Origin of the sequence: uncultured Campylobacter sp. (assembly GCF_938040115.1) — a bacterium.
Classification (GTDB): Bacteria; Campylobacterota; Campylobacteria; order Campylobacterales; family Campylobacteraceae; genus Campylobacter_A.
In genome coordinates, this window is record NZ_CALHXD010000132.1 from 1 (window position 1) to 5,089 (window position 5,089).

4 protein-coding genes and 1 pseudogene are annotated in these 5,089 nt (G+C 45.6%); all 5 read left to right on the forward strand.

Annotation, left to right across the window (positions count from 1 at the left end):
- Positions 1-49: 49 nt before the first annotated feature.
- Positions 50-1,375, forward strand: a complete 1,326-nt coding sequence (gene selA, locus Q0314_RS05000) for an L-seryl-tRNA(Sec) selenium transferase (protein ID WP_298057210.1) — start codon at positions 50-52, stop codon at positions 1,373-1,375.
- A complete protein-coding gene (selB, locus tag Q0314_RS05005; protein WP_002948948.1) occupies positions 1,372-3,192 on the forward strand; it encodes a selenocysteine-specific translation elongation factor in 1,821 nt (606 codons plus the stop codon). The genes selA and selB overlap by 4 nt, the downstream gene beginning before the upstream one ends.
- A gap of 59 nt (positions 3,193-3,251) precedes the next feature.
- Positions 3,252-3,959 (forward strand): thioredoxin fold domain-containing protein, encoded by a 708-nt coding sequence (locus Q0314_RS05010; protein WP_298057207.1) that lies wholly within the window; start codon positions 3,252-3,254, stop codon positions 3,957-3,959.
- Positions 3,960-4,293: 334 nt separating this feature from the next.
- Positions 4,294-4,503, forward strand: coding sequence for a twin-arginine translocation signal domain-containing protein (locus Q0314_RS05015; RefSeq protein ID WP_002948952.1), 210 nt, complete (start codon positions 4,294-4,296; stop codon positions 4,501-4,503).
- A gap of 11 nt (positions 4,504-4,514) precedes the next feature.
- Positions 4,515-5,045, forward strand: a pseudogene (locus Q0314_RS05020) (molybdopterin-dependent oxidoreductase); the annotation flags it as partial.
- Positions 5,046-5,089: the final 44 nt, after the last annotated feature.

Consider the following 5,089-nt stretch of genomic DNA (forward strand, 5'->3'; position numbering starts at 1 on the left):
AATTTATGCTAAAATCGCGCTTGGTAACACAAATTTACTAGGAGCGAATTTGAACGAACTACGAAAACTCCCGCAGATAGATAAATTTATAAAAAATGAGCGATTTTTCGGGCTTGATACGAGCTTGCTGACCAAGGTCGCCAGGGCCGAGCTAGAGAGCCTGCGCGCTCAAATTTTAGGCGGCAAGAACTGCCCGGGGCTTGACGACATCGTCCAAAATACGCTCGAAAGATACGAAAAGGCGTCAAATTTGAGCCTACGAAGCCTAATAAACGCAACCGGCGTCATCATTCATACAAACCTCGGCCGCAGCGCGATCGATCCCGAAATTTTACGCCGAGCCCAGCCCGTGATAACCGGATACTCAAACCTCGAGTACAGCGTCGAAAAGGGCGGCCGCTCAAACCGCTACGACTACGTGGGCGGGTTGCTCGCGGAGCTTTTCGGATTTGAGGACGCCGTCATCGTAAATAACAACGCAAGTGCGGTATTTTTGGTGCTAAATACCTTCTCAAAAGGTGGCGAAGCTATCATTAGCAGGGGCGAGCTAGTCGAGATCGGTGGGAGTTTTCGCGTGCCAGAAGTCATGGCAAACTCGGGCGCGATCCTGCGCGAAGTGGGTACGACGAATAAAACCAACCTGCGCGACTACGAGGATGCGATAAACGAAAACTCGAAGCTGATCTTAAAGGTGCACAGGTCAAATTTCGACATCGTTGGCTTTAGCGAGGATGTGGCGATGCAGGGTCTTAGCGCGCTAGCGAGGGAGCGAAATCTCATTGATTATTTTGATCTTGGCGGCGGATTTTACGGCGAGCTGCCTTACGGTCTCGAGCGCAACGAGCCCAATCTAAAAAACCTAAAAGACGCCTCGCTCGTTAGCTTTAGCGGCGACAAGCTCTTTGGCTCCGTGCAGTGCGGTATAATCCTAGGTAAACGCGAACTAATAGCAAAACTAAAGAAAAATCAGCTGCTAAGAATGCTGCGCGTGGATAAGGTGATCATCTCGCTTTTGGCTGAAAGCGTCAAAGCCTACGCAAACCGCGAATTTGAGCTTATCACGACGGTAAAACAGCTATATAAAAGCGTGGATGAGCTAGAAAACACGGCAAATTTTATAAACTCGCGGCTAAAAACTCCGCTTGAAATCGTGCGCACTACGACCTATGTGGGCGGCGGCACTATGCCAAATAAACGCATACCTAGCATCGCGCTAGCCGTCAAAGGAAACGCGAACGAAAACGAGGCTAAATTTAGGAAAAATCTCGTGATCGGCCGCATCGAGGAGGGCAAGTTTTTGCTCGATCTTCGCAGCGTACTGGACGCGGACGTGCAAAATTTGATAGAAAAAATCAACGAAACGGATGAAAAATGAGCTTAATAATAGGAACGGCCGGGCACATCGACCACGGCAAAACGGCGCTGATAAAGGAACTAAACGGCTTTGAAGGCGACAGACTCGAAGAGGAGCAAAAGCGCGGGATCACGATCGACCTTAGCTTTTCAAATTTGAGCAAAAACGGCGAAAATATCGCATTTATCGACGTGCCGGGACATGAAAATTTGATCAAAACGATGATTAGCGGCGCGTACGGATTTGACGCGTGCCTCTTCGTAGTGGCGGCAAACGACGGGCTAATGCCGCAGTCTTTGGAGCATTTGGAGGTTTTAAATATCCTTGGCGTTCGTTCGCTCGTAGTAGCTCTTACCAAGTGCGACCTGGCTAGCGCAGAGCTAATAGAGCAGCGAAAAGGCGAAATTTATGCCGCCGCACAAAACTACAAAAATCTGCAAATTTTAGAGATTTTCCCGGTTAGTATCAAGGATAGCGCGAGCATAGACGAGCTGCGAAATTATCTTTTCACGCTAAAGGCGGCTAAGCGCGAGCAAGAGGGCGTTTTTAGGTATTACATCGACCGCGTTTTTAGCCTAAAAGGTATTGGAAACGTTGTTACGGGCACCGTGATAGAAGGCAGCGTGACGAAAAACGAAAAGCTGTTTAACTATGACGCAGGCAAAGAAGTGCAGGTGCGAAGCGTGCAGAGCCATGACACTTTCGTTGACCGTGCCGGAGTTAGTAGCCGCGTGGCGCTAAATTTGACGGGGATTGAGCTAAACGATCTAAAAAAGGGCCAATTGCTTAGTAAAAAGGGCTTTTTTAGAGGATTTCGTGAGATAGACGCGATAGTTTTCGCTCGCGAGCTAACGCACGGGCAGAGCGTTACTTTTTGCGTCGGCGCAAAGGCTGCGCCCGCAAAAGCACTGGTTCTTAGCGAAAAAGAGGGCGGGATATTTGCGACGTTTAAATTTGAAAGGGATATGTTTTTAAAATTTGACGAGCCGTTCGTGCTCATCGCAAACGGTCGCGTCATAGGCGGTGGCAGGGTACTAAACGCCGTGAGCGAACCGATGAAAAAATCAAGCAAAATTTCGTTTTTAAACTCGCTTCTCAAAAAAGATTTCGTAAGCGCCTTTGCGATGCTAAAAGATACGCATAAAAACGGCTTTGGTATCATCTCGGCCTATCAGCGCTTCGGGCTAAATCACGAGGAGGCCGTCGCTATAGCAAAACAAACGCCAAATGTATTCGTCGATGAAAAGGCGCTAAATATCTACGATCTAAGCGCGGTCGATCGGATAAAAAGCGCGGTCAAATTTATGATAGAAAAGAACGAATTTGCGGTATTTTCGGCTACGAGCATCAGCCTAAAGCTCTCATGGGCTAGCGAAAATATCGCCCAAAAGGCGCTTGACGAGCTAGAAAGCGCGGGCGCGATCGCTAAAAACGACGGCGTCTATACCAAAACGGGCGTGGATATGAGCAAGCTAAAAATCAGGCTCGAGGAGAAAATTTACGAGATTTTGCAAAGCGGAAATTTAGCTCCCCTGGCGCCTTATAACATCTACGACGAGCTTGAGATCGACCGAGTTAGCGGCGATAACGCACTAAAAAAGCTAACGGGAATCGGGCGCGTGGTGAGGCTCGCGCATAATCTTTTCGTAACGTCAAAGGCCCTAAACGAGGCGCTTGCGAAGCTAAAAGCCGTCATCGCCGCGCAAGGATTCGTAAACGTAACGAACGCGAAAGAGGCGTTAAATTTAAGCAGAAAATACATAATCGCCTACCTCGAGCAGCTCGATCTAGATCCAAATATCGTCAAAAACGGCACCGACCGAGTTTTAAAAGCGTGATTTTTTATCTATTTAAAAAAAGCAAATATAATCCGCGCAAATTTTTAAAAAGGAATGAAATGAAAAAAATAGTTTTGTCGCTAATGGCGGCCTCTGCGATGTTTGCGGCGTCAAACGAGCAAGTAGTCGGTTTTTACTCGCAGATGGTCGGCGAGGGCGTGAAAGTAAATGTAACTGAGCGCAAACCGTTAACCGACGGAATCGAAGCGGTCGTGGTAAATTTGAGCAACGGTCAAGTCAGCCAAGACGAGGTTATCTTTACTAAAGGCGACCTACTTTTCCCGGACATCATCGACCTAAAGGCGCAAAAAGCCTACCTGCAAGAGATAAAAAAGGAAATAGCGGCGAAAAACATCTCAAAAGTCTATAAAAACGAGCAAAAAGAAAATATCATCACTCTAGGAAACGACTCTAAAAAGCCGACTATCGTGATGTTTTCGGATCCTGAGTGCCCATACTGCCGCCTAGAGCTTGAAAAGATCGAAGCGACGCTAAAAGAAAGCAACGTAAAGCTAATCCTAACTCCGGTTCACGACGTTTCGTCTTTGCAAAAGAGCTTTTTGATATATAAAGACGCAGCAGGCGCAAAAACCGATAGCGATAAAATCCAAATTTTACGAAAGTATTATGCAAGCGATTATACCGTAGCAGACGGAGCCGTTAGCGAAGAAAACGTAAAAACTATGGATGAGTTACGTAAAAAATATGCTGCCGCAGGCGTTCGCTCTGTACCTTATATAGTAAATTTAAGCGACCTGCAAAAATAATCTCTAGCGCAAATTTGAGCTAAATTTGATAGATTTAGCTCAAAAGCCCTAAATTTTCATAAAATATACTTTTATAACTTGATATGTAGTATTAAAACTTAAGCTAAATTTTAGATTTCCTTAACTATTTATTAAGTTTCATAATTAATCTAATATTTTTACTTCGTTTATTCTCAAAATATGCTAAATTTGCACAGTGATATTTTAAAATATGCAAGTGCCCTAAAATACGCGCCTGTAAGGCGCACTACGCCTAGGAAATATGCAAAATTTGAACAATATCTTTCTAAAAACGTCTCAAAAATTTCAAATTTGGGATTAATAAGGAGAAAACATGCAAGGATCAAGACGAGATTTTCTCAAAAAATCTCTGAAGGTCGGCGCGGTAGGCGGAACCGTATTGGCCGCTGCAGCTATCGCAAAACCGACTAGCGACGAGCTTGCTCCTGACGACAACGGCGTAGTTGTCGGCAAGTCGAGCAAAAAAGAGGTGCTTTACAAAAAAAGCAAAGAGTGGGAATACTACTATAAGATCGCTTACTAAGGGAGAAAACCATGAGTGATTCACGCATAGGAAGACGCTCGTTTTTGAAGCTTGCCGCTCTTGGTGCCGGTAGCACGATGGCATTTGGCGAAAACGAGACGTTTAGAAAGGCAACCAACGAGGAGATAAAAAATCCTTATGAAGGTTCAAAAAAGGTTAGAACGATTTGTTCTATTTGTTCGGCGGGTTGCGGTATAGAAGCCGAGGTAAAAGACGGAGTATGGGTACGCCAAGATATGGCTATGTATCACCCGATCTCTCAGGGTTCGCACTGCTCTAAGGGAATCGATCAGATCGACCTTACGAAATCAAAACAACGCATCAAATTTCCGATGAAAAAAGTAAACGGAAAATGGGAGCGCATCAGCTGGGAACAGGCCGTAAACGAAATCGGCGATAAGATGCTACAAATCCGTAAAGAAGACGGTCCTGATAGCGTAGTTTTCTTGGGTTCGGCTAAATTTAACAACGAGCAAAGTTATTATTTTCGCAAATTTGCGGCGTTTTGGGGTACAAACAGCAACGATCACGTAGCACGCATTTGACATAGCGCAACAGTCGCCGGTGTGGCGAATACTTGGGGTTA

Bases quoted from the DNA above. Each gene is read 5' to 3' on its own strand.
- selB (WP_002948948.1), top strand. From the start codon at position 1,372: ATGAGCTTAATAATAGGAACGGCCGGGCACATCGACCACGGCAAAACG.
- Q0314_RS05010 (WP_298057207.1), top strand. From the start codon at position 3,252: ATGAAAAAAATAGTTTTGTCGCTAATGGCGGCCTCTGCGATGTTTGCG.
- Q0314_RS05015 (WP_002948952.1), top strand. From the start codon at position 4,294: ATGCAAGGATCAAGACGAGATTTTCTCAAAAAATCTCTGAAGGTCGGC.